We start from the raw sequence: 19,289 nt of genomic DNA, 5'->3' as shown, positions 1-19,289 counted from the left end.
CTATATCCCCCTGCCTGGCAGGGGGAGCATTTAAATAAGATGTTTATTTAGCGATAAAGATCAGCGACGGATAGCGCGTTTATTCTCCGGCGTGGCTTTCGTCGTTTTAGGCGTGACGTGAACACGGAACAGTTTATTCTGCTCAGTTCCCTTAATAATATATTTATGCTTTTCAGCGTTGGTATTATTCAGATCGGTGAACTTATCTGGTGTCCCGGCATCCGCCATCTGCCAGGTAAAGTTATAATTACTGACCTCACACTCAGCCGCCGCTGTGGCGGCACATTCCAGTACCGCTTCAAGGGTGCCGCCTACCACTGGAGTGTTGGCGTCATTGGTACCGTTGAGTTCATCAGTCGGTTTACCACTTTCATTCACCACATTGATAGTGACAGAACGTAGCTTATTAGAAATTGTACCGTCTGCGGCGGAGTCGCCGCTCACCCCAGAAGATGCAGAAGTTAATAAGACAGTGGCAGGCAAGAATGCACTATCCGGCGTCCCCGTTGCCGTCTTAATCCGGTAAACGATTTTAATTTTTTTACCGCCTGCATCAGCAGGAATGGTAAAAGCCGTCCCGGTTGCCGCCGGGGTTCCAGAAGGATCGGCGGCCTCATTATCCACCAGATACCATTTAATATCGTCGGCATTATTCATTTTATCCAGCGATAAGAGATCCCCATCCTCATCCCTAATAAAAACATCCGCTATCTGGAGGGTTGAACCGGTCGTCAGTTCCCCAGACACTTCTATTTTTTTTGCATTAGTAGTTGCCACAGGACGGTGACCAACAGAAGCAGGTGTAGCAGAAGAAGCCATATCATTGGCTCTGGTATTCGCCACCGCCTCTACTGAGACCACGGATGCACAAATTGCTAACGCTAATAAAGATCTTTTGAAGTACAAAACAATTCCCTTTTATTAAATCATTAGAAATAATTATGAGATTTATAATCTCACGGGCTAAAAATTCAGGGTTATTCAATCATTTTAACCGCCTGTGAAATTATGACCTTCGCCATGCCAATTACTTAGCTTTACTGGCAAAAGCCGATCTCCAAGTGTAAAGTTTATTCAGAAACGTCAAGAAATTTAAATCTTTCTTGTTTTGCCAGAAAAGCTAACAACCCCACTAGTTTAATAACACAGTATGTCAAACACCTTAAATGTTTATATTTTCGACTTCAATAAAGAGAAATGATGATGAAAAAAGCCATAATAATCTCAGTATTAGAGCAAATAGAAAAAAATCTTGAAGAGAGGATTGATATTGAAAAGCTGGTTGTTATAACAGGTTATTCGCGAAGGAGTTTGCAGGATTTTTTTAAAGAAAAGTGTGGCGTCTCTATCGGAAAATATATCAGACAACGCAAGTTGAGCAGAAGCGCCACTCTGCTAAAGCTGACCTCTCAGTCGGTCACAGATATCGCGTTCAGAATGGGGTTTGATTCAGTGCAGTCCTATAGTCGAGAGTTCAAAAAAACATTTGGCGTCAATCCCAATAACTATCGCAAGGCTGATTTCTGGGATCTCAGAAACCTACGGCCTCCCTACTGGCTTGACTGTGATGAGCATTATCAGTTCGAAATTTGTCAGCTTACGTCAAAAGAAATTTTCGGATTTCAAACATCTCATCAGATCGCAACAAATGACCTTCCTAAAAAAGCGTCGCCTATAAAATGGAAAATCATTCATGAGACGCTCAGAACGTGGGGCGAAAATGTGTATTGTCTCTCGTCTTTTAAGCCGGATAATACCAAAGACCAGGTCATCGCCGTAAGCAGTTTTTTTGGTATGGAACATAATTCCGTCGATGGAGGCAAAATACCCATGTCGAGGGTAATAAAATGTGGTAAATATGCAAAATTCCATTTCGTTGGTCATAAGGAACAATATCAACAATTTTCCAATACAATATATATGTGTATATTGCCAAAACTGAATCTTATCAGGAGAGAAGGAGAAGATATTGAATACTTCCATTTGGCATCCGTCCAAAAGCAACAGAATAATGAATCCATTGTCGATCTTTATTATTACATCCCTGTACTGTAATGACTTCGTACCATCCACGCATTTCATCTGAAAAGTCTTCTCTTTTCAGAACGGTAATAAAACTCTCAGTATTGATTCTGGTATAATAAGTGACTATTAAATGTAGTTAACTTTTTGAAAGAATTGAAAAAATAAATTGCGTGCACGCGACATCGGGGACAGATTTCTGACAGTACTGTACGGTGTAGTGATCAGGTAATATTGGCTACAGTTTACGGTAAAAGCAAAGTCCATACTTTAACTATTAATGGGAGTATGCTGGCCGGGCGGCTTGCGGGGCCTTTATGCTCCCACACCTATAATGTTGGTATGATTACATTCTCTCTATACTTTCCTGTGCTAACCTTTTATCTCGTTGAGATAACGTTTAATTAAAATGCTCTCTTTTTGATGTACATTATAAGAGGAGACATTATTCATATTTTCGAAATCAGGGCAGACGATATGTATACAACCATCAGAAACACAGCGCTAGCAATGGTAGCTTGTTTTTCGTATATCGCACATGCCAGTACCTACCCTCCTCTTATTATCACCAAGGGAGCCGGAGGAGACGCCTCCGGAGCCACAGTCATTCATGATAATTGGCGGCATGGCACTCCTGACCTGGTCAATCTTACCGATATCCCCATAGATAAAATCAGACCAGAAAAATACAGTTGCGTACTGATTATTGGGCAAGGAGCTATAAAAGAGATGCTTCTTGCGAACAATGCCTCAGCAATACTTTCCGGAAAAACGGTTGGTCTGTATAGTCATCTGATCGATCAGAACACGCTCAGATTACTTTGGCAATTGCAGAACAAAGTGAGATTCAATCTATTTTTTACCCGCTCGCAGATAACTCTGCTAAAACTAAGGAACATTTCAGAATATAATTTTTTGAGTTCTAAAGTAAATAATGTCTGGGGACAAGACTCACTAGCAATTGAAACAGTGGCACCTGACAGGGGTAATATACCGGAAAAAGCGCTTCCCCTCAAAACAACAGATTATGTGATCTGGCTGGGTGGAAACTATACTACCTCTTCTGGTACGCAGCGTATTTTCACAAACGATCAGATTGTTGTAGCCCTGAAACCACTACATAATGTTATTTCATCAAATGCATCGATTGCTATTATGCTTTCACCACGTTTTTTTGATAATAGCATGAGTAAAGAAGCAAAAGTTAAACGACTGAAGGCAGTGCTTAACACCTTTTCGCGAAGCAGGGTCACATTTTATATGAATAAGGAGATGCTTGCTAATCTGAAAGAATTTGATTTGCCTGTTCAACTATCCCCCTCTTACGCAGAGCTGATGCGAATGCCCTGGGCCAGCGCTACCCGGCATTTTGCCTCTGTGGATCAATATAACCTGTTTGCTGATCTCATACCTAAAGTCACGCCGTTTCTTCTTGAACCGAATGATGCCGATCAAGCTCTCTATGCGACGGATTATCTTAATACCCGGCGTGTAAGTCTGACCCAAAATATTCTTAACCATGGTTGTGACTAAATAAAACGCGCAGAATCCGGGATAGTTAGCAATCCAAAACAGACCGTTAGCCATGAGTAATGTTTATCTTCACTATACAGGGAACAACCAAATAACTGACGACACAAATCAAGCCGATACCCGGAATTCGGCTATACAGGCGCTCTATTCAATTCAGGCCCAGAAACCGTCCGGTACCCATACTGGACACGGCCTCCCAACTGCTTTAGCGCATTACCAGTCCAGCTTCGATGCGCCTTCTGTTGTCTGCACTATTTCACTGGTTTTAATAACGCGATGATAACCATAAACATCAGCGTATTTCGTCATTCCGGTTGCGGTGTCAACCTCCGGCTTACCCTGCGTTTCAATAATCTCTCCCGTCCGGGTCGTCATGGTATAGGTCGTTGTACATCCGGCTAGCATCAACACTGATAAGCTAAGTACCGTAATAAGACTACACTTTTGCATTTCTTGTTTCCCTGACATCTCTATTTTTGATGTACTTTACCGAATACCGCAACGGCAAGATGGATGATTAGGGCTATTGCTCCCTGTTTGTCCGTATCTGACTGGCTCAGGTTTTTTGATGCGCTGCGTTAATCCGGCAGTAATCGCTCCAGCACATCCCCAGCCAGAAGCACGCTCTCCTGAAGACGCTCCAGGCTATACCCCGCTCGCGCCTTGGCGGAAAGCCCCGCCATTAGCGTCCCCATAAAGTCCGTCGTCCGGTCAGCCTCTTGCGGATACCGCATGGCGACATAAGTGCGAATCAGGTTTTCAGCAGCGATGTAAAACTCGCAGGCGGCCTCTCGTGCCGGTTTATCGTTACAATGAGCGCCCTCCAGAACCAGACACCCAGTGGCATCAGGATCGGCAGCGTAACGTCTTGCCGCTTCCATCAGCACATCGATAAGGCACTTCGCGGTCGGGCGATCGTGACGCAGAAGCGCCCCGAGCGGAATCGCGTCGGTCATCCTGTAACGCTTTAATACGCGAGTATACAGCCCCAGCTTGCTGCCAAACGCCGCATAGAAACTGGGAGGATTGATCCCGAACGCTTTTGTCAGATCCGCTACGCTCACCGCGTCGTATCCGCGCGAATGAAATAAGTGTTGAGCGGTTTCAATGGCTTGCTCCGGATCGAACTGGCGAGGGCGACCCGGCGTTCGGCTATGTTTTGTAGTCATTACTACATAACTCCTTGACGGCATGATTTCATTACGCATATTGTAGTGGCTACTACAATATCATAAAGGACATCCTGATGATGCTATTTCGCAACAAATCTGTACTGGTTTTAGGGGGAAGTCGTGGTATCGGCGCGGCTATTGTACGACGCTTTAGCGCTGACGGCGCATCGGTCGTTTTCAGCTACGCCGGATCGCGTGAAGCCGCCGAAAAACTGGCAGCGGAAACCGGAAGCACCGCCATCCAGACGGATAGCGCCGATCGGGATGCCGTCATCAGCCTCGTGCGTGAGTACGGACCACTGGATATTCTGGTCGTCAATGCGGGCGTGGCTCTCTTCGGCGATGCGCTGGAACAAGATAGCGATGCGATAGATCGTTTGTTCCGTATTAATATCCATGCGCCTTACCATGCGTCAGTCGAAGCAGCCCGCAACATGCCGGAAGGTGGACGCATTATTATTATCGGTTCCGTGAATGGCGATCGGATGCCCGTACCGGGAATGGCCGCGTACGCCGCCAGTAAATCAGCCCTGCAAGGGCTGGCGCGCGGCCTGGCCCGTGATTTTGGCCCCCGCGGGATTACGATAAATGTGGTGCAGCCAGGCCCCATTGATACCGACATCAATCCGGAAGATGGCCCCATGAAAGAGCTGATGCACAGTTTCATGGCAATCAAACGACACGGAAGACCTGAAGAAGTGGCTGGAATGGTGGCATGGCTTGCCGGCCCGGAAGCCTCTTTCGTCACCGGCGCGATGCATACCATCGATGGTGCCTTCGGCGCCTGACGGCCAGGCGAATATCACACGGTTGCCGTCTACGCTCCGGCAACCGTGTTAGAAGCTGTTCATGTGAGAAAACATCCGCAAGCGCCGGGATCAATCGTGGATTTTAACGCCAAGACAACCGCGAACAAATTCAGGATTAAAATGCTTCACCGCTTCGCCAACGTAGCCTAAATCAAGGGCGTTGATTTGAGCCATTTCATTATCCGTTAGTGAGAAATCCCAGATGGCAAAGTTCTCTTCAATGCGTTCCTGTCGAGTGGATTTAGGAATAACCGTGACGCCACGCTGCACGTTCCAACGCAGGACAACCTGCGCGATGGTTTTTTGATGGGCATCGGCAATCCTTTGAAGCATGACATTTTCATACGGTTTATGTCTCCCGCCGCCTAACGGCGCCCACGCTTCAGGCTGAACGTTATAATGCTTCATGGTTTCCAGCGCGGCGGGTTGTGCAAAGTATGGATGCAATTCGACCTGGTTTACCATTGGCGTAATTCTGACGGTTTCACAGAAGTTGGCTAACACATGCGCATAGAAGTTGGACACGCCAATGGCTTTTAGTTTACCGGCTTCATAAGCGTCCTCCAGCGCGCGCCACGCGCTAAAATAATCGCCCATTGCCTGATGCAATAAATAGAGATCAAAATAATCTAACCCGGATTTTTTCAGCGACGCTTCAATACCTGCTTTGGCCAGATCGTAGTTAGCCATATCTTGCACCCACAGTTTAGAAGTAATAAATAACTCCTCACGGGTACACAGACCTGTCGCGATGGCTTCACGAACAGCGTCACCAACGGCATCTTCATTGCCGTATACCGCAGCGGTATCGATAAGGCGATAACCGCTGCGAATAGCGCTTAACACTGACTGCTGACATTCTTCTTTGTCGGTTACCTTAAAAACGCCAAAACCAACCATCGGCATTTTAAGGTTGTTACTTAATATTGAATATTCCACGCTAAAGCACCCTTTCGTCGTAAAGACGCCATGATAAGAACAAAATACAGGTACAATGAGTATTGTTAAATCCAATTATATTTATACAAAAAGTTCATTAATAACAGTTGTACAGATTTTTTATTGCATCCAAACGTTCAGTGCTTGCTATATCCTCGCCGTGTAGCACCTGTTTGATAATGACTTTTTCTTATGCGTCAAAACCAGTACCGTCATTTTGACCGTCTGTGAAAAAGTTTTCTGAACAGGCAATGCGATATCCGGAATAATATTTTTTAGCGAAGAGGCTCCGACTGGCTCAGCGCCGTTTTGCACCAGTGATAAAAAGCGCGTACCGCAGGCGGCAAAAACCTGTTTTGCGGATAGACCAGCGCAAGCGGCAAATCATAAGAATGGTTGTCCATGCAGGTCACCAGCGCCCCGCTGTGCAGATACGGCGCAACCAGATAGCTGGCGACGCGAATTAACCCCAGCCCCTGTATTCCAGCCTGAATATAAGCGTCCGTATCATCGACAACCAGCGTCTCTTGCACCCGCATCGCGTAATCCTCCCCCTCACGCGTAAAAAACCAGTCGGTGGTACGCCCGGTGCGGTGGTTCAGGTAGCCGACCGCATGGTGTTTTTGCAGATCATCTAAATTTTCAGGGCTACCGTAACGCTCAATGTAAGTGGGCGATGCTGCTATCACCCAGTTAAAACTGGCGAGCGGACGGGCAACCAGCGTGGTGGAATCATCGATCCTGCCGGCCCGAATTACGCAGTCATACCCTTGCAGGATAATATCCTCCACGCTATCGCTGGAACAAAGTATCAGCTCCAGCTCCGGATACTGGCGCAAAAAGGCCGGGAGCGTGGGAATAATGCAATGCCGGGCGAGAGATTGCGGCATCCCCACTTTAAAACGCCCTTTAGGCTGTGCCGCCCGGCCGGGAAATGACGACTCCATGGCCGTGATATCTGCCAGCACTCTTTTGCACTCTTCGTAGTAACGCCGCCCCTCTGCGGTTACGCTAAGTTTGCGGGTTGTACGTTGCAAAAGCTGAATCTTAAGCCAGGATTCCAGTTCTTTAACCACCCGCGATACCGTTGAGCGCGGCACGCCCAGCACTTCGGCGGCTCTGATAAAACTATGGGTATCCACCACGCAAACATAGACCTGCATCGCTTCCAGCTTGTCCATTTCCCCCCCGCCAATTATCCCATTTATCAGAACAGTCTAACCCGTCTTCGGCGTCTTATCGAACGCAGAACCCTGCCGTAATCTCTATCTACAGGTGAATCAACACAGAGAGGCGCAAATGAAACAATCCAATAATCAGGTAGGTGAAAAAGTATTGGTGCTGGGCGCGGGACAACTGGGGGCGTCAGTGCTGGCGTCGTTGGTTCCGGCGGTCACACAGCGTAATGGTTCCGTTTGCGTTATTGTGTCAGGGAGATCCAGGGATAAACATAGCAAACGACGTTCCAGCATTCATCAACAACTGGCGGATGCCGGTGCGCGGTTTATCCCGGTCGACATCGCAGGCAGTTCGGTTGCAGCGTTAAAAGATCAATTCCACGGTTTTGATACGATCATCAATTGTATGGGGTTTGTCGCCGGTGCGGGTACCCAGATAAAAATCACCCGCGCGGTACTGGAGGCGGGCGTTAAGCGCTATTTCCCCTGGCAGTTTGGCGTGAATTACGATGTGGTCGGCAAAGGCAGCGGCCAGCCGGTGTGGGACGAACAGTATGACGTCAGGACGCTTTTGCGCGAGCAAAACGTCACAGAGTGGGTGATTGTTTCAACCGGTTTATTTACCTCTTTTCTCTTCGAACCGGCCTTTGATGTGGTCAACTTAGACCAAAAAACCATCAATGCCCTCGGCGGATGGGAAAGGCAGGTCACCGTCACGTCGCCTGCGGATATTGGTCGCCTGACCACTGAAATTTATCTGCATCAGCCGCGTATCACTAACGAAGTCGTCTTTGTCGCGGGGGAAACGACCTCTTATGCAAAACTGGCGGAAACGGTCGAACGCGTGACGCAGCAAACCTTTACCCGAGGTGTATTGACGCTACCTGACTTACAGGAGCAACTCCGTTTACATCCGCATGACCCAATGCTGCGCTATCGCGTCGCCTTCGCGCGTGGTGACGGTATGTGGTGGCCGATGAGTGACACCTGGAATGCACAACATCATCTGCCGACACAGGATATTGCCGCCTGGCTGAAAACACAGCAATGAGAACGGCGGCATCAGGCGCTCGCTTAATCCCCATGCCTTCTGCCAGCACCAGGCGGCGGGCGTGGCTACCTTGAGTTAACAAGAAACCAGTACGCATCAGTGCTTCACGATATACATTGTACGGCTATAGGCCACATCTTCCGGGTTAGTAATGGGGTATCCCTTTACCCACGGTTTAATTAACCGGCCATTGGTATACTGATAAATAGGCGCTATAGGCGCTTGTTCCGTTAAAATTTTCTCCGCTGCATTGTAATCCGCGTTACGCGCTTCGGCGGTATTTTCCATCGTCGCTTGCGTCAGGATTTTGTCATAAGTCGGATTAGTAAAGCGTGAAATATTCCCCGTATGCGTGGACGTTAATAAGGATAAGAAAGTCGACGGTTCGTTGTAATCACCCACCCAGGAGGCGCGAATAACATCAAAATTACCGGTATTCCGGCTGTCGATATACGTTTTCCACTCCTGGTTTTGCAATTTCACATCCACCCCCAGATTTTTCTTCCACATTGACGCCACCGCAATCGCGATTTTCTGATGGTTTTCTGAGGTATTGTAAAGCAGAGTTAATTTAAGCGGCTTCTGCGATCCGTAGCCTGCTGCACGCAGCAATGTTTTCGCCTGGGCGTTAAGTTCTTCCTGACTCATTTGTTCAAACGGTGAAGGATCGGGCTTAAATCCTGCCGTGACATCCGGTGTAAAATGCCAGGCCGGTTTTTCACCGGTACCTAAGACTTTTTCCGCCATCAAACGGCGATCAATGGTCATACTTAGCGCCAGACGAACGCGGGAATCCGCCGTCGGCCCTTTCTGCGTATTAAACGCATAATAATAAGTCCCTAATTGCGGCGGCGTATAAACTTGCCCTGGAATATCCTTCAATAATTTCTGGTACATATTTTTAGGGAAAGATTCGGTGATATCAATATCACCGGCAAGGTAACGTTTCGTCGCAGCCGATTCCTGGTTAATGGGTAAAAATGTCACTTTTTGCAGTACCGTTTTCGCGTTATCCCAGTAATGCGTATTAGGCACGACCACCAGTTTTTCATTTACCACGCGCTCTTTAAGCACATACGCGCCATTGCCGATCAGTTTTCCCGGCTTCATCCAGTCTTTGCCGCTTTCGACATTCGCTTTTTGGACCGGATAAAAGGCAAAACTGGCGGTCAGACTGGCAAACCAGGGCAACGGCTTGTCAAGCTGAATACGCAAAGTGTGCGCGTCCACGGCACTGACACCAAGCTGATCCGGCGTGACTTTACCGTCGATAATGGCTTGCGCATTAGTGATGCCAGCCAGCGCGGCAAACCAGGCGAAGGGGGAAAGCGTTTTGGGATCAACCAGGCGTTGCCAGCTATAGACAAAATCCTGGGCGGTCACCGGCGTTCCATCGGCCCATTGCGCATTATCCCGCAACGTAAACGTCCAGATACGATTATCATTGCTCTTCCACTGGCTGGCGACGCCAGGGATAATTTCACCCTTTTCGTTCTGGTTAACCAGCCCTTCAAACAGATCGCGGATCACCTGAATTTCAGGCAGCCCAACGGCTTTCGCTGGATCTAACGAAGCGGGCTCATCTTTGATATGACGCACCAGTTCTTGTTTCTCTGCCAGTACCGTTCCGCCGGGAACATCCGCAGCATATGCCAGGGAAAAGCTGCTAACCAACAGCGCACAACAGGTTACTGAAACAGAATGCCTCATAGAAGTTCCTCAAAGATGAGTTAAATGACAACGTAATTATTTGTTTCAGCAGAAAGAAATGCAATTATCTTCCGCCAGAAAGTTGATATCGCGCCATACAAGAGGGTAAATAGAAACCATTTGATAATCGGCGGGTTTTACACAACACTACGATGATTACCCTACTGGTCTCAGCTTCGGGAAACGCGTATGACTGTCACCCGCCCCCGTGCCGAGCGCGGCGCATTTCCGCCAGGCACTGAACATTATGGACGTTCGCTACTAGGCGCGCCGCTAATCTGGTTTCCGGCGCCTGCCGCCAATCGCGAAAGCGGTCTGATACTGGCTGGCACCCACGGGGATGAAACCTCATCCGTGGTGACGCTCTCCTGTGCGTTACGCACCTTAAATCCAACCCTTCGCCGTCATCATGTCGTACTTGCCGTTAATCCTGATGGCTGTCAACTGGGGTTAAGGGCAAATGCGAATGGCATTGATCTAAACCGTAACTTTCCCGCCGCCAACTGGAAAGCGGGTGAGACAGTTTATCGCTGGAATAGCCGCGCGCAAGAGCGTGATGTCGTGCTGCTAACCGGCGACCATCCCGGCTCAGAACCGGAAACCCAGGCGCTTTGCCAGTTAATTCATCGACTCCAACCCGCCTGGGTCGTCTCTTTTCACGATCCGCTAGCCTGCATTGAAGATCCACGTCGCAGCGAGCTAGGCGAGTGGCTGGCCGATGCGTTTGCGTTGCCGCTGGTGACCAGCGTAGGTTACGAAACGCCCGGTTCGTTTGGCAGCTGGTGCGCCGATCTCAACCTGCACTGCATTACCGCCGAGTTTCCCCCTGTTTCCGCCGATGAAGCCAGCGAAAAATACTTGCTGGCTATGTCGAATCTGCTCCGCTGGCATCCTAAAGATGGAGTTGACCCGTCGTAAAGCGTAGCGCAGGCTCAACATCAACCGCCAGCCATGTTGGGCCATCAAGATCGGCGAAGCTCACCTGCGGCATAAGCGGCAGCGCGGCGCTAATCGCTCTTGATGTACAGAGCATACAGCCCAGCATCAGGCCGAATCCTTGCTCCCTCGCCTCCGTTGCCAGCGCCAGCGCCTCAGTCAGACCGCCGGTTTTATCCAGCTTAATGTTGATCATATCGTAGCGCCCCGTCAGAGCTTTCAGACTACTGCGAGTATGGCAGCTCTCATCTGCACAGATGGGCAACGGATGAATAAAATTCTCCAGGGCGGCGTCATCCTGCGCGGGCAGCGGCTGCTCCAGCATCACGACATTCAGATCCGCCAGTAACTGGCAACGCGCCGCCAGCCCCTCCGGACGCCACGATTCATTGGCGTCCACAATGAGCGTCGCCTCCGGCACCGCCGAGCGGATCGCCACCATACGTTCGCTAATCAGACGAGCATCGAGTTTGATTTTCAGCAACGTCGCCCCTTTTTCCCATAGTGCCGCCGCACTGGCAGCCATCTGTTCCGGCGTGCCTATCACTACCGTTTGCGCGGTAGTAAAAACCGGGGCCAGCGTCACGCCGAGCAGCCCGGCAAGGCTTTGCTGCCGCTGGCGGGCCTGCAAATCCCATAAGGCGCTATCCACCGCGTTGCGCGCCGCGCCTGCTGGCAACAGTTTCTGCAATGCTTCGCGAGTCAGCCCGTTTTCCAACTGAGGCACAATACTCATGATTTGCGCCATGACCGAGGCATCACTTTCACCATAACGTGGATATGGCGTACATTCCCCGATGCCTTTTACGCCCTCTTCTTCCAGTTCGACAACGACAACATGCGCTTCGCTTCGGCTACCACGCGCAATAACGAAAGGCGTATGCAACGGCCAGGTTTCCTCATATACCTTAACAGATCTCATCTCTTCCCCTCTGATAGCGCCGGACGCGGCTTGCTACAAATAGTATTTGCCGTGTTAATGAATAATGACTTAAACTGGATTTCGACGTTAACTATAAGTAAATAGGAACATAATTATGTCACAGACTGTACATTTCCAGGGTAACCCGGTCACCGTTGCCAACGTTATTCCGCAGGCTGGTAGCAAAGCACAGGCTTTTACTCTTGTCGCAAAAGATTTGTCTGACGTTTCCCTCAGCCAATATGCAGGCAAACGCAAAGTGCTGAATATTTTCCCAAGCATTGATACTGGCGTATGCGCCGCATCAGTTCGTAAGTTTAATCAACTGGCCACAGAAGTGGAGAATACCGTCGTATTGTGCGTTTCTGCTGACCTGCCTTTTGCACAGTCGCGTTTTTGCGGCGCGGAAGGCCTGAGCAACGTTATTACGCTTTCCACTCTGCGTAATAACGAGTTTCTGAAAAACTACGGCGTCGAAATCGTTGACGGCCCGCTGAAAGGTTTGGCGGCGCGCGCAGTCATCGTGCTTGACGAAAACGACAACGTTATTTTCAGCCAGTTGGTGGATGAAATCACCCACGAGCCGGATTACGACGCCGCGCTTAATGTCCTGAAGGCATAAGCCAGCGCCTGCTGGCGCTACGTTTGTCAGTGCTACAGGCGGTGCTCTTTTGTCACAAGAAGGCCTCTATCCGGAGGCCTTCTTTTTTTCTACTCTTCACCCTTCTTCTGGCTCAGACCATATTCACGCAGCTTATTGGCAATCGCGGTATGCGATACCCCCAACCGTTTCGCCAGTTTACGCGTACTCGGATAGCTACGATAAAGCTGAGTAAGGACAGAACGTTCGAAACGACTGGTAATGTCATCCAGCGAACCTTCCATCGCATCCTCGCCGACTGCCACCGTCGCAGCATCGTAGTCAGGCAGCAGGATATCCTGCGGACGCAGCTCATACCCTTCCAGTTGCGTCAGCGCCCGGTAAATCGCATTTTTAAGCTGGCGAACGTTACCCGGCCAGCCGTAACGAGTGAGGACCGTACTCAGATCGGCAGACAGTTTCGGTCGCGGAACGCCCTGTTCGTCGGCAAAACGCGCCACGAACAGTTCGGTCAACGGCATAATATCCTGCGGACAATCGCGCAACGGCGGCAAATTAAGCGTCAGAACGTTAAGTCGATAATAGAGATCTTCGCGGAACAGTCCTTTTTGCACCAGCTCCACCAGATTTTTCTGCGTGGCGCAGATAACGCGGACATCAACATGAATTTCGTGATCTTCGCCGACGCGACGGAACGTACCATCATTGAGAAAACGTAGCAGCTTCGCCTGCATACGCGGCGACATTTCGCCAATTTCATCCAGCAGCACCGAACCGCCATTCGCCTGTTCAAAAAAGCCTTTTTTACCTTCCGGCGCATGGCCAAATAGTTCGCTTTCTACCGCATCTTCCGGGATTGAAGCGCAGTTGAGCGCCAGATACGGCTTCGCTGAACGAGGGCTTGCCTGGTGACAGGCATAGGCGAAAAGATCTTTGCCGGTTCCCGTATCGCCGGTAATCAGCAGCGGCGCGCTGAGCATCGCCAGTTTGCGCGCCTGCTCAACGACGTGCTTCATCTTTGCGCTCACGGCAATAATCTGACTAAACGCGCTCAGATCCTGCGTGGACAAATTCTGTAGCTGCTGCCCCATACGAATCGTGGAACGCAACATCACGACCGCCCCGGTCAACACGTATTCGTCATTTTCGTTTTGTAAATGTACCGGCGTAATCTCCATCAGGAAGTTTTGCCCGTTGATTACGACATGTTCGTTATGGGAGCTTTGCGGGTTACCGTCCAGCCAGCGCTGAAAATTGAAGCCATTGATTAATTGTGCGGCGGTATGATGCCGCATTCGCTCCTGGTTCTGGGCAAAAAGCTGACAACTCGCCGGGTTCGCCATCTCCACTTTACTCTTCATATCCAATGAGAGCACCGGCTCCGGCAACGCCTCAAGCAGCGCGCTCAGGGCCAGATGTTCACGTTCGGACGGCATCCAGGGAACGGTACGGACATCCGTTACGCCAGAAATACGGCGGATTTCGGCCATCAGGCTGCTGAAGTCGGTGAATTCCAGCTCAGCAAAATTAAGATAAATTCGCCCAATGGGATCAATCTCGATTCCGCGTAAATCAATGCTACGTAACACCAGTAAATCAAGTAATTCGCGGGTCAGACCAAGTCGGTCTTCACAAAAGACTTCCAGACGCATGGGAACCTTCACCTGAATAATGAACCATTAAATAGATGATAAGCCACTATTCGGCTGGCAGGAAGGATTCTGTCAACAAATATTGACAGCATGGCGGAAAAACGGGCGCTGCGGCGTAAAGCCAGGCAGTCAGCGCCCTGTGGAAGGTCATTTCTCAGGCGACGACTTACTCTTTTGCAGCGTCTCTTTTAGCTGACCGATAAGCTGACGACGAAAATCACCGAGACGTGGTTTATCGTTGTCGATCCACGGCAATGGTCGACATAGCTCCATCGCTTTTATTCCCAGTCGAGCGGTAAGGAGACCTGCGCCAATCCCCTGCGCCGCGCGCGTGGACAGGCGTGCGGCCAGATCCTGAGACATCCAGTCCATACCGACTTCACGCACCAGCTCACTGGCTCCCGCGAACGCGATATTCAGCAACACCAGACGGAACAGACGAAGGCGGCTGTAATAACCAAGTTCAATGCCATACAGCGTTGCGATACGGTTAATCAGGCGTAAATTACGCCAGGCAATAAACGCCATATCCACCAACGCTAACGGGCTGACGGCGATCATCAGAGTCGATTCCGCGGCGAAACGGCTAATCTCACGTCGCGCCTGTGCGTCAAGTACCGGCTGTACCAGATGCGCATACAAACCGACGATTTCCCTGTCGTTTTGCGTTTCGTGAATAGCGGCATACCAACGTTGTAATGCCGGATGTGATTGATCAATCCCCGCCTGCTGCGCCAGTTTTTCGCAAAATGCGCGACCTTTCCCGACGCTATGGCTATGTAACAGTTCACGCGCCTCATCGCGCTCATGCGCCCGCTGGCGCAAGCGCCATAATCGCCGCCACTCCGTGACCACCGATCCCACGCCAGCGCCAACGATCAGCGCGCCTGCGGCACAGCCGCCTAAAGCGACCCAGTCCTGAGTTTGCCAGGCATTCATTGTCCACTGTACGCCTTGCCCGACCACGCTCGCGCCAAACAGCGCCAGCCCTCCCATCACCATTTTACGCCACAGGCTGCGTTTGGGACGCAGCGCGGCATCGACCGCCGCTTCTGCCACGCCTTCGTCTTCCGGGCGCTCGTCGATAGCTGCAGGCGCAAATGTACGCGACTCCGCTTCGCTAAAAGTTTGCTGCGCTTTGAAGGCCGACGTAGGCTCCTCCTTTAGCGGTTCTGCAAAATCAATACGCGGTTTTAACCGTTCGCTCATCGCAGCTTATCTCCTATTAAAAACTCCAGCGCAGCGTCCAGACGAATGTGCGGTAATGGTTTATCAACATCCATTACCTGCGGACGAAAGGCTTCGAACTGAAAGCCCTGCTTATCCCAAAACGCTTGTCCCGGCAAACGCGAAGGCACTTCGCCGGGGTACACGGTTAACGGCGCGCCGTCACTCAAACGGTTTCCACGTAAAGCCGGGATTTTTTCACCGTTGACCTCAATCACACCGCTGGTGGTCGCTTGTACCGACGCCAGCCCCAAGCAATCCATACTAATGCCTTCAAACGCGGCATTTTGCCAGGCATCCTGAATAAGCTGCTGGAGCAAGGCCACCATATTGGCATGTTGGTCGAGGGTGACATGGTCGGCTTTCGTCGCAGCGAACAGCAATTTATCAATCACCGGCGAAAACAAACGACGAAACAGAGTTCGCTGGCCATAGTGAAAACTTTGCATCAACTGCGTTAAGGCGAGACGCATATCATTAAACGCCTGCGGCCCGCTATTAAGCGGTTGCAGACAGTCGACCAGCACAATCTGGCGATCAAAGCGTAGAAAATGATTTTTGTAGAACCCTTTGACCACTTTTTCGCAATAGTAGTTAAAGCGTTCGCGCAGCATTCCAGCGTTGGTCTGCTTATCCGCCTGCGCCAGTTTTGACTCGCCGAAGGCGTCCACATCCGGCCACGGGAAAAACTGCAACGCTGGCGCGCCCGCCATATCGCCCGGCAAAACAAACCGTCCAGGTTGAATAAAATGCAATCCCTGCGATTTACACTGATGCAAATAATCCGTCCAGGCGGCGGCAATCTCCGCCAGCCGATTTTCATCGGCGGGCGCCAGCGGATCGAGTCCGTCGCAAAGTTGCCGCCATTTTGCGGCCCACTCAGCGCGTTGTCCTTGTAACAAGCCGTTCATCTGACGGGACCAGCTTAAATAATCCTGAGCCAGCATGGGCAGATCGAGTAACCATTCCCCTGGATAGTCCACAATCTCCAGATACAATGTCGAGGTATCTTTAAAATGGCGCAGCAGCGAGTCGTTTGAGCGATAGCGCAACGCCAGCCGAATCTCACTGACACCGCGCGTCGGTGTGGGCCAGGCGGGAGGATTGCCATAAAGCTGAAGTATCCCCTCATCGTAGGTAAAACGGGGAATACCAAAATCACGTTGAGGCACGCGCTTTACGCCAAGCAGGCGTTCTTCGCGTACCGCGCTGAGCAACGGTAAGCGCGCGCCCGCGTGGACATTAAGCAACTGGTTAACCATCGCCGTGATAAACGCTGTTTTACCGCTGCGGCTCAACCCGGTTACGGCAAGACGCAAATGCCTGTCTACCCCACGATTGACCAGCGCGTTGAGTTCAGTTTTAAGTCGCTTCATTGACATCCTGTTGAGCCTGAAGAGAAGAAAAAATAATAACGAGCCTGCGTTATAGATATGTGCAAAAACGTTATTATCAACTACCCGGAGAGATCAACAACGGCGCATTAAGCGCCGCGGTTAGTATGAGTATTGAGCAATAGATTATCTATTTTTTTACTTTCGGCATATCAAGACGACTGATGCCGCCCATATTCATCGCGTGCGTATACCCCATATCAAGCAACATTTGTTTTGCCATGCCCGACTGTCGTCCGGAGTTGCAATATAACTTTACCGTATCGTTCCTGTCTGGAACTACCGTTTCGATATGAGATTTAATCTCCTGCAATGGGATATTAATCGCGCCCTGAATATGCTCTCGCTGATATTGTTCCGGAATGCGGACATCTATCCAGTATTCTGCGGCATAAAGCGGCATGGCTATGAATAACGCTAACGCAAATATTCCTTTTTTCAACATACTTCCGTCCTGACACGTAATGTATTTCGCACACACTATACGCCAGAGCTTAACGAAATATTATGACCAGACTCGCTATTTGTAACGCTGCGAAATTTTATTCGCCGCCTTACGAAGTACTGGCTCCAGCGCAAACGCCAGCAACATTTTTAGCGGACGACGGGCGACGGATTTTACCGCCCATCCCGCCACGCCGGCAGGCCCGTAGCGTAACGCGGTCAACAGAACCAGCTTACCTGCTATTTTGAAGCCGGGCTTCACCTTCTGCCCGGCGCGTTGCCAGCGAGTATTCATCTTCACCTTCCCGATATATCAGTTACAGTTGACGGAAACGACTACGCAGTGTGAACGTATCTGACGTGACGTAGCGTTCCATTTCTCGCAAACGCTTTTCGCCTGCGGCAAGCTCTCTGTCTACGGTATCCAGCATTTCGCCGCTGGTCGGCTGCGGTTTCCCTGCGGCCAGATTATCCGGCATAGGGTCCAGTACAAAAGACAGAACGATATAGGCCACTACGGTAAAAAACGCCAGCCCAAAGAAAATCGACAGCACGACCAGAATACGCACCAGTTTTACCGGTACATCAAGGTAGTCGGCGATCCCGGCGCAAACGCCACGCACCATGCCCTTTTGCGGCATACGCCATAGTTTTTTATTCAGATTGATTCCCCCCATTAGCGCTCTCTCCAGTTCGGATGCTCTGCATCAAGAATATCTTCCAGCGCCTGAATGCGCTCGCGCATACGTTGCGCATCGTCTGTGAGTTGCAGTAAGCGTTGCTGCTCGCTTTGCGACAGTTCTCCCCGACCGGCGCGGTTGCTGTAATGCAGCCACAGCCAAATCGGTAACACAAACAACACAAAAATGGTTAACGGGATGGCCAGAAATAGCGCGCTCATGCGTTCTCCTTACACCTAAAGCTGATGAGCGACGGCGCGTACCGGCGCCGCCATTGTCATTATTGATTATCTTGCTTCATTTTGGCTTTCAACTGCGCCAGCTGCTCACTGATTTCATCATCGGCTTTCAGGTTGGCAAACTGTTGGTCCAGCGATTGCTGCTTACCAAAACGATGGCTTTCCGCTTCCGCTTCCATTTGATCGATACGACGTTCAAAGGATTCAAACCGTGCCATGGCTTCATCCAGTTTGCCGCTGTCAAGCTGACGACGGACATCACGGGAAGAACTCGCCGCCTGATGACGCAGCATCAGCGCCTGCTGGCGAGCGCGTGTTTCGCTGAGTTTGTTTTCCAGCTCGCCAATCTCTTTCTTCATGCGCGCCAGCGTGTCATCCACCAGCGTGACTTCCTGTTCAAGCGTAGCAATTAAATCGGTCAGCTTTTGTTTTTCAATCAATGCGGCGCGCGCCAGATCGTCTTTATCTTTACGCAGAGCCAGTTCCGCTTTTTCCTGCCACTCAATCTGCTGAGCCGTAGCCTGTTCAATACGACGGGATAACTGTTTCTTTTCCGCTAAAGCACGCGCGGAGTTCGAGCGAACCTCCACCAGCGTATCTTCCATCTCCTGAATCATCAGGCGCACCAGCTTCTGCGGATCTTCCGCTTTTTCCAACAACGCATTGATATTGGCGTTCACGATGTCGGCAAAACGAGAAAAAATACCCATAATTCAATCCTCACATAATGTTCTGATAACGGGCGATGCCCTGCTACATGATTAATACAATTTGCGTGCC

21 protein-coding genes are annotated in these 19,289 nt (G+C 50.3%); 6 read left to right on the top strand and 15 right to left on the bottom strand.

Features of this window, described 5'->3' with window-relative positions; all coding sequences use genetic code 11:
* Window positions 1-60: 60 nt before the first annotated feature.
* Complete coding sequence (gene zirU / locus HU143_RS11215; protein WP_023227593.1) at window positions 61-906, bottom strand: two-partner-like secretion system exoprotein ZirU; 846 nt, start codon at window positions 904-906, stop codon at window positions 61-63.
* Between the two features lie 291 nt (window positions 907-1,197).
* Here zirU and HU143_RS11210 point away from each other — a divergent pair, with 291 nt between their 5' ends.
* Together HU143_RS11210 and HU143_RS11205 are read left to right on the top strand one after the other, a co-directional pair.
* Window positions 1,198-2,055, top strand: a complete 858-nt coding sequence (locus HU143_RS11210; protein WP_010989022.1) for a GyrI-like domain-containing protein — start codon at window positions 1,198-1,200, stop codon at window positions 2,053-2,055.
* A 390-nt stretch (window positions 2,056-2,445) separates the two neighbouring features.
* Window positions 2,446-3,555, top strand: coding sequence for a hypothetical protein (locus HU143_RS11205; RefSeq protein ID WP_023227154.1), 1,110 nt, complete (start codon window positions 2,446-2,448; stop codon window positions 3,553-3,555).
* A 213-nt stretch (window positions 3,556-3,768) separates the two neighbouring features.
* Here the strand turns inward: HU143_RS11205 and HU143_RS11200 are convergent, their stop codons facing one another.
* Both HU143_RS11200 and HU143_RS11195 read right to left on the bottom strand, forming a co-directional pair.
* Window positions 3,769-4,005 carry a YgdI/YgdR family lipoprotein gene (locus HU143_RS11200; protein WP_001168017.1) on the bottom strand — a complete coding sequence of 79 codons (237 nt, stop codon included), beginning with the start codon at window positions 4,003-4,005 and terminating at the stop codon, window positions 3,769-3,771.
* A gap of 128 nt (window positions 4,006-4,133) precedes the next feature.
* Window positions 4,134-4,724: a TetR/AcrR family transcriptional regulator gene (locus tag HU143_RS11195; RefSeq protein WP_000208474.1), complete on the bottom strand. Its 591-nt coding sequence runs from the start codon at window positions 4,722-4,724 to the stop codon at window positions 4,134-4,136.
* Between the two features lie 77 nt (window positions 4,725-4,801).
* On the opposite strand from HU143_RS11195, the gene bdcA reads away from it, so the two are divergent.
* Window positions 4,802-5,515, top strand: a complete 714-nt coding sequence (gene bdcA, locus HU143_RS11190) for an SDR family oxidoreductase (protein ID WP_000979084.1) — start codon at window positions 4,802-4,804, stop codon at window positions 5,513-5,515.
* Window positions 5,516-5,605: 90 nt separating this feature from the next.
* Here bdcA and HU143_RS11185 read toward each other — a convergent pair whose 3' ends face one another.
* Both HU143_RS11185 and HU143_RS11180 read right to left on the bottom strand, forming a co-directional pair.
* Complete coding sequence (locus tag HU143_RS11185) at window positions 5,606-6,475, bottom strand: aldo/keto reductase (RefSeq protein WP_000456775.1); 870 nt, start codon at window positions 6,473-6,475, stop codon at window positions 5,606-5,608.
* Between the two features lie 275 nt (window positions 6,476-6,750).
* Window positions 6,751-7,656: a LysR family transcriptional regulator gene (locus HU143_RS11180; RefSeq protein ID WP_023227155.1), complete on the bottom strand. Its 906-nt coding sequence runs from the start codon at window positions 7,654-7,656 to the stop codon at window positions 6,751-6,753.
* A 118-nt stretch (window positions 7,657-7,774) separates the two neighbouring features.
* Here HU143_RS11180 and HU143_RS11175 point away from each other — a divergent pair, with 118 nt between their 5' ends.
* Window positions 7,775-8,704 carry an aromatic alcohol reductase gene (locus HU143_RS11175; protein ID WP_023227156.1) on the top strand — a complete coding sequence of 310 codons (930 nt, stop codon included), beginning with the start codon at window positions 7,775-7,777 and terminating at the stop codon, window positions 8,702-8,704.
* A gap of 96 nt (window positions 8,705-8,800) precedes the next feature.
* On the opposite strand, the gene HU143_RS11170 is transcribed toward HU143_RS11175, so the two are convergent.
* On the bottom strand, window positions 8,801-10,414 hold the full coding sequence (locus HU143_RS11170; protein ID WP_001216561.1) for a peptide ABC transporter substrate-binding protein: 1,614 nt from the start codon (window positions 10,412-10,414) through the stop codon (window positions 8,801-8,803).
* A 189-nt stretch (window positions 10,415-10,603) separates the two neighbouring features.
* On the opposite strand from HU143_RS11170, the gene mpaA reads away from it, so the two are divergent.
* Window positions 10,604-11,332: a murein tripeptide amidase MpaA gene (mpaA, locus tag HU143_RS11165; protein WP_000219108.1), complete on the top strand. Its 729-nt coding sequence runs from the start codon at window positions 10,604-10,606 to the stop codon at window positions 11,330-11,332.
* Here the strand turns inward: mpaA and ycjG are convergent.
* On the bottom strand, window positions 11,307-12,272 hold the full coding sequence (gene ycjG / locus HU143_RS11160; protein WP_023227157.1) for an L-Ala-D/L-Glu epimerase: 966 nt from the start codon (window positions 12,270-12,272) through the stop codon (window positions 11,307-11,309). The genes mpaA and ycjG overlap by 26 nt on opposite strands.
* A 115-nt stretch (window positions 12,273-12,387) precedes the next feature.
* Between ycjG and tpx the strand changes: the two genes are divergently transcribed.
* A complete protein-coding gene (gene tpx, locus HU143_RS11155) occupies window positions 12,388-12,894 on the top strand; it encodes a thiol peroxidase (protein WP_000084401.1) in 507 nt (168 codons plus the stop codon).
* Between the two features lie 89 nt (window positions 12,895-12,983).
* Here tpx and tyrR read toward each other — a convergent pair whose 3' ends face one another.
* The 8 genes from tyrR to pspA form a co-directional block, all read right to left on the bottom strand.
* Entirely contained in the window at window positions 12,984-14,525 is a 1,542-nt protein-coding gene (gene tyrR / locus HU143_RS11150) for a transcriptional regulator TyrR (protein ID WP_001235484.1), read from the bottom strand.
* Window positions 14,526-14,672: 147 nt separating this feature from the next.
* Entirely contained in the window at window positions 14,673-15,734 is a 1,062-nt protein-coding gene (locus HU143_RS11145) for a YcjF family protein (protein WP_000003989.1), read from the bottom strand.
* A complete protein-coding gene (locus HU143_RS11140; RefSeq protein WP_000825858.1) occupies window positions 15,731-17,128 on the bottom strand; it encodes a YcjX family protein in 1,398 nt (465 codons plus the stop codon). Before HU143_RS11140 ends, HU143_RS11145 begins: the two co-directional genes overlap by 4 nt.
* A 148-nt stretch (window positions 17,129-17,276) precedes the next feature.
* A complete protein-coding gene (gene pspE / locus HU143_RS11135; RefSeq protein WP_000913430.1) occupies window positions 17,277-17,591 on the bottom strand; it encodes a thiosulfate sulfurtransferase PspE in 315 nt (104 codons plus the stop codon).
* Window positions 17,592-17,666: 75 nt separating this feature from the next.
* Entirely contained in the window at window positions 17,667-17,885 is a 219-nt protein-coding gene (gene pspD / locus HU143_RS11130; RefSeq protein ID WP_001097607.1) for a phage shock protein PspD, read from the bottom strand.
* Between the two features lie 22 nt (window positions 17,886-17,907).
* Entirely contained in the window at window positions 17,908-18,267 is a 360-nt protein-coding gene (gene pspC / locus HU143_RS11125) for an envelope stress response membrane protein PspC (protein WP_023227158.1), read from the bottom strand.
* Complete coding sequence (gene pspB / locus HU143_RS11120) at window positions 18,267-18,491, bottom strand: envelope stress response membrane protein PspB (protein ID WP_001274953.1); 225 nt, start codon at window positions 18,489-18,491, stop codon at window positions 18,267-18,269. The genes pspC and pspB overlap by 1 nt, the downstream gene beginning before the upstream one ends.
* Window positions 18,492-18,550: 59 nt before the next feature.
* Window positions 18,551-19,219 (bottom strand): phage shock protein PspA, encoded by a 669-nt coding sequence (gene pspA, locus HU143_RS11115; protein WP_000510996.1) that lies wholly within the window; start codon window positions 19,217-19,219, stop codon window positions 18,551-18,553.
* Window positions 19,220-19,289 lie beyond the last annotated feature (70 nt).

This window comes from Salmonella sp. SJTUF14076 (assembly GCF_015534835.1).
In the GTDB taxonomy this organism is placed as follows: Bacteria; Pseudomonadota; Gammaproteobacteria; order Enterobacterales; family Enterobacteriaceae; genus Salmonella; species Salmonella enterica.
This window is presented reverse-complemented; position numbering and strand designations above follow the sequence as displayed.

What these genes read in the sequence shown, in the direction of transcription:
- HU143_RS11210 (WP_010989022.1), top strand. Translation starts at nt 1,198, where the DNA reads ATGATGATGAAAAAAGCCATAATAATCTCAGTATTAGAGCAAATAGAA.
- HU143_RS11205 (WP_023227154.1), top strand. Translation starts at nt 2,446, where the DNA reads ATGTACATTATAAGAGGAGACATTATTCATATTTTCGAAATCAGGGCA.
- HU143_RS11200 (WP_001168017.1), bottom strand. Translation starts at nt 4,005, where the DNA reads ATGCAAAAGTGTAGTCTTATTACGGTACTTAGCTTATCAGTGTTGATG.
- HU143_RS11195 (WP_000208474.1), bottom strand. Translation starts at nt 4,724, where the DNA reads ATGACTACAAAACATAGCCGAACGCCGGGTCGCCCTCGCCAGTTCGAT.
- bdcA (WP_000979084.1), top strand. Translation starts at nt 4,802, where the DNA reads ATGATGCTATTTCGCAACAAATCTGTACTGGTTTTAGGGGGAAGTCGT.
- HU143_RS11180 (WP_023227155.1), bottom strand. Translation starts at nt 7,656, where the DNA reads ATGGACAAGCTGGAAGCGATGCAGGTCTATGTTTGCGTGGTGGATACC.
- HU143_RS11175 (WP_023227156.1), top strand. Translation starts at nt 7,775, where the DNA reads ATGAAACAATCCAATAATCAGGTAGGTGAAAAAGTATTGGTGCTGGGC.
- HU143_RS11170 (WP_001216561.1), bottom strand. Translation starts at nt 10,414, where the DNA reads ATGAGGCATTCTGTTTCAGTAACCTGTTGTGCGCTGTTGGTTAGCAGC.
- mpaA (WP_000219108.1), top strand. Translation starts at nt 10,604, where the DNA reads ATGACTGTCACCCGCCCCCGTGCCGAGCGCGGCGCATTTCCGCCAGGC.
- ycjG (WP_023227157.1), bottom strand. Translation starts at nt 12,272, where the DNA reads ATGAGATCTGTTAAGGTATATGAGGAAACCTGGCCGTTGCATACGCCT.
- tpx (WP_000084401.1), top strand. Translation starts at nt 12,388, where the DNA reads ATGTCACAGACTGTACATTTCCAGGGTAACCCGGTCACCGTTGCCAAC.
- tyrR (WP_001235484.1), bottom strand. Translation starts at nt 14,525, where the DNA reads ATGCGTCTGGAAGTCTTTTGTGAAGACCGACTTGGTCTGACCCGCGAA.
- HU143_RS11145 (WP_000003989.1), bottom strand. Translation starts at nt 15,734, where the DNA reads ATGAGCGAACGGTTAAAACCGCGTATTGATTTTGCAGAACCGCTAAAG.
- HU143_RS11140 (WP_000825858.1), bottom strand. Translation starts at nt 17,128, where the DNA reads ATGAAGCGACTTAAAACTGAACTCAACGCGCTGGTCAATCGTGGGGTA.
- pspE (WP_000913430.1), bottom strand. Translation starts at nt 17,591, where the DNA reads ATGTTGAAAAAAGGAATATTTGCGTTAGCGTTATTCATAGCCATGCCG.
- pspD (WP_001097607.1), bottom strand. Translation starts at nt 17,885, where the DNA reads ATGAATACTCGCTGGCAACGCGCCGGGCAGAAGGTGAAGCCCGGCTTC.
- pspC (WP_023227158.1), bottom strand. Translation starts at nt 18,267, where the DNA reads ATGGGGGGAATCAATCTGAATAAAAAACTATGGCGTATGCCGCAAAAG.
- pspB (WP_001274953.1), bottom strand. Translation starts at nt 18,491, where the DNA reads ATGAGCGCGCTATTTCTGGCCATCCCGTTAACCATTTTTGTGTTGTTT.
- pspA (WP_000510996.1), bottom strand. Translation starts at nt 19,219, where the DNA reads ATGGGTATTTTTTCTCGTTTTGCCGACATCGTGAACGCCAATATCAAT.